Origin of the sequence: Faecalibacterium sp. (assembly GCF_052358865.1) — a bacterium.
Classification (GTDB): Bacteria; Bacillota; Clostridia; order Oscillospirales; family Ruminococcaceae; genus Faecalibacterium; species Faecalibacterium butyricigenerans.
Window position 1 is genome coordinate 1 of the sequence record NZ_DAWCVJ010000135.1, and the last position, 3,345, is coordinate 3,345.

Consider the following 3,345-nt stretch of genomic DNA (forward strand, 5'->3'; position numbering starts at 1 on the left):
CCTCACTGGGCTTACATTAGTCGCAACTGGCTTTTGCACCATATTGCAGCCCGGTGGAGCTGATGATACCACTTTGGAACAGCTATGTAATAAACATTTTTTATGTTGATAAAGGAGGTCTACCCATGCCCCTCAACACCACCGAAAAGCAGTTTGAATCGGACATTGCGGCGGCGCTGCTCTCCCCTGCCGGGGGCTACACCCGCAACGGGGATTGCTACGACCCCAAGCTGGGGCTGTTTGTGGATACCCTGATCCGCTTTGTGCAAAAGACCCAGCCCAACGAGTGGGCATTTTTTGAAAAGCAGAACCCGGTAAACCCGGTGCGGAAGTTCTGCACGGCCTTTAACAATGCCTGCGATGCGGACGGGCTGCTTTCGGTGCTGCGGTATGGGTTCAAGCACCGGGGACGGCGGTTCCGGGTGTGCTATTTTCAGCCGGAATCCGCGCTGAACCAGAAGGACGCCCAGCGCTACGCCCAAAACGAGATCACCTGCAACCGGCAGTGGTTCTACTCCGACACCACCCACAACTCGGTGGATATGGTGCTGGCGGTAAACGGCATCCCAGTGTTCGCCTTTGAGCTGAAGAACCAGTTCACCGGGCAGACCGTGGAGAACGCCAAGCAGCAGTGGATGCACGACCGGGACCCGCGGGAGGTGTGTTTCCAGTTCAACAAGCGCATTCTGGGCTACTTTTGCGTAGACCTGACCGAGGTGTGGATGGCCACCCGGCTGGCGGGCAAGGACACCCGCTTTCTGCCCTTCAATCAGGGCTCTAACGGTGCCGGGCGGGACGGCGGTGCAGGCAACCCGCCCAACCCCAACGGCTACCTTACCGCCTACCTCTGGGAAGAAGTGTTCCAGAAGGACAGCATGATGGACATCCTGCAAAAGTTCATGAGCCTGCAGGACGGCAAGACCCTCATCTTTCCCCGGTATCATCAGCTGGACGTGGTGCGCAAGCTGGTGGCAGATGTGCGGCAGAAGGGTGCCGGGCAGCACTATCTCATCCAGCACAGCGCCGGGTCGGGCAAGTCCAACTCTATTGCATGGACGGCGTACCGGCTGGCTTCCCTGTTCAACACCGAGAACAAGCCGGTGTTTGCCAGCGTCATCGTGGTGACTGACCGCACTGTGCTGGACGCACAGCTGCAGGAGACCATCTCCGGCTTCGACCATACGCTGGGTGCGGTGGAGGCCATCGGCGAGGACAAAAACTCCGGCGACCTGCGGGATGCCATCAACAACGGCGCACGCATCATCATCACCACGCTGCAAAAGTTCCCGGTCATCTACACTGAGGTAAACAAGACCGCCGGGAAGAACTATGCCGTTATCATCGACGAAGCGCACTCCTCCCAGACCGGCACCTCTGCTTTGAAGCTGAAAGCCGCCCTTGCCGACACCGAGGACGCGCTGCGGGAATATGCCGAGCTGGAGGGCAAAGCGGAGGACGAGATCGACCCGGAGGATGCGCTGGTGAAGGAACTGACCTCCCACGGGCGGCACAAGAACCTGTCCTTCTTTGCCTTTACCGCCACCCCAAAAACCGCCACGCTGGAACTGTTCGGCACCGAGTACCCAGACGGCAGCCACCACCCCTTCCACATTTACAGTATGCGGCAGGCCATTGAAGAAGGGTTCATTCTGGATGTACTGCAAAACTACATGACCTATTCCACCTGCTTCAAGATCGCCAAGACCATCCTGGACAACCCCGACCTGCCTGCCAGCCGGGCGGCGAAGCTCATCCGCAAGTATGAAGAGCTGCACCCCTACAACATCAGCCAGAAGGCAAAGATCATTGTAGAGACCTTCCGGGAGACCACCAGCCACAAGATCGGCGGGCGGGGCAAGATGATGGTAGTCACCTCCTCCCGGCTGGCGGCGGTGCGGTACTTCCACGAGGTCAAGCGCTATATTGCCGAGCAGGGCTATGACGATGTGCAGATCTTAGCGGCGTTTTCCGGTGCCGTACCGGACGGCGGCGTGGAATACACGGAGCAGTCCCTGAACGTCCGCGCCGACGGCAGCCACATTGCAGAGAGCCAGACCAAAAAGGAGTTCCACAACAACTTCAATGTGCTCATCGTGGCAGAAAAATACCAGACCGGTTTTGACGAACCGCTGCTCCACACCATGATCGTGGACAAAAAGCTGAAGGGCGTCAAGGCGGTGCAGACCCTCTCCCGTCTGAACCGTACCTGTCCCGGTAAAACCGACACCTTTGTGCTGGATTTTGTGAACAAGGCAGAGGACATCCGGGAGGCCTTCCAGCCGTTTTATCAGGAAACCTTTCTGGAGCAGGAGGTCAACACCGACCTCATTTACAAGACCCAGAAGGAGTTGCGGAGCTTTGCCGTTTATTCCGATGCAGATGTGGAAGCCTTTGCCAAGGAGTATTTCCGCAGCACCAAGCAGGACAAAAACGCCGTGGGCCGCATGAGCAGCGTCTTGAAGCCGGTGGCAGACCGCTACAACCAGAAAACGCAGGCCGAGCGGTACCAGTTCCGCCGTCTGCTGCGCAGCCTTGTCAAGTGGTACGGCTACGTTTCACAGGTGGCGCGGATGTTCGATGAAGAGCTGCACAAGGAGAACGTATTCTGCGCTTACCTGCTCAAGCTGCTGCCGCCGGACGAGGTCTCTCCGCTGGATCTGGAGGGCAAATTGCAACTGGAGTATTACAAGCTGCAAAAGACCTTTGCCGGTGCCATCGAGCTGGAACACGCCAAGGGCGTCTACGAGCCAGTCACCCAGAAGGGTGCTCTCGGCCACGACCCCAAGGAGCCGCTGGACGAAATCATTTTGAAGATCAACGAGAAGTTCAAGGGCGAGTTCACCAATGCCGACCGGGTGCTGCTTACCGCCCTGCATGACCGTCTGCTGGCCGACCCGAAGCTGGCAAAGCTGGCGCGCAGCTCCGACCCGCAGATCTTTACCGAGAGCATCTTTCCCAAGACTTTTGATACTGCCGCACAGGACAGCTATCTCGAAGCGCAGGACACCTTCTCTTCCTTGTTTGAGGATACCAGCAAGTACAAGGCTATTATGTCGGCGCTGGCAGAGTGGCTGTATGGAGAATTCCGCAAGAAGTAAAACAGTTTTCCCTTTTTATTTGCTTAAAACAGCCTGCATCCACGGGATGCAGTTCGAGGGTTTGGGTGTTCCCAACAAGTATTTTACTACCATGGTGTTGGTTCTGAAAAGTTCACAGCCAGTGAGCGATACAGATGCCCAAACCTACGCTAAAATTGAGATGTGCTGAGAGAACGAAGCATTGCTTGAGCCGAACGCTCGTACGCGCAAACTGTTCTCCGCCATCTCCATTGCAGCGTTCGATTGA

Annotated in this window: 1 protein-coding gene; it reads left to right on the top strand. The window is 57.0% G+C overall.

Annotation, left to right across the window (positions count from 1 at the left end; all coding sequences use genetic code 11):
* The first annotated feature begins 125 nt into the window (after window positions 1-125).
* Window positions 126-3,098, top strand: coding sequence for a type I restriction endonuclease subunit R (locus ACT8X9_RS13175; protein ID WP_444269297.1), 2,973 nt, complete (start codon window positions 126-128; stop codon window positions 3,096-3,098).
* Window positions 3,099-3,345: the final 247 nt, after the last annotated feature.

Bases quoted from the DNA above. Each gene is read 5' to 3' on its own strand.
- ACT8X9_RS13175 (WP_444269297.1), top strand. From the start codon at position 126: ATGCCCCTCAACACCACCGAAAAGCAGTTTGAATCGGACATTGCGGCG.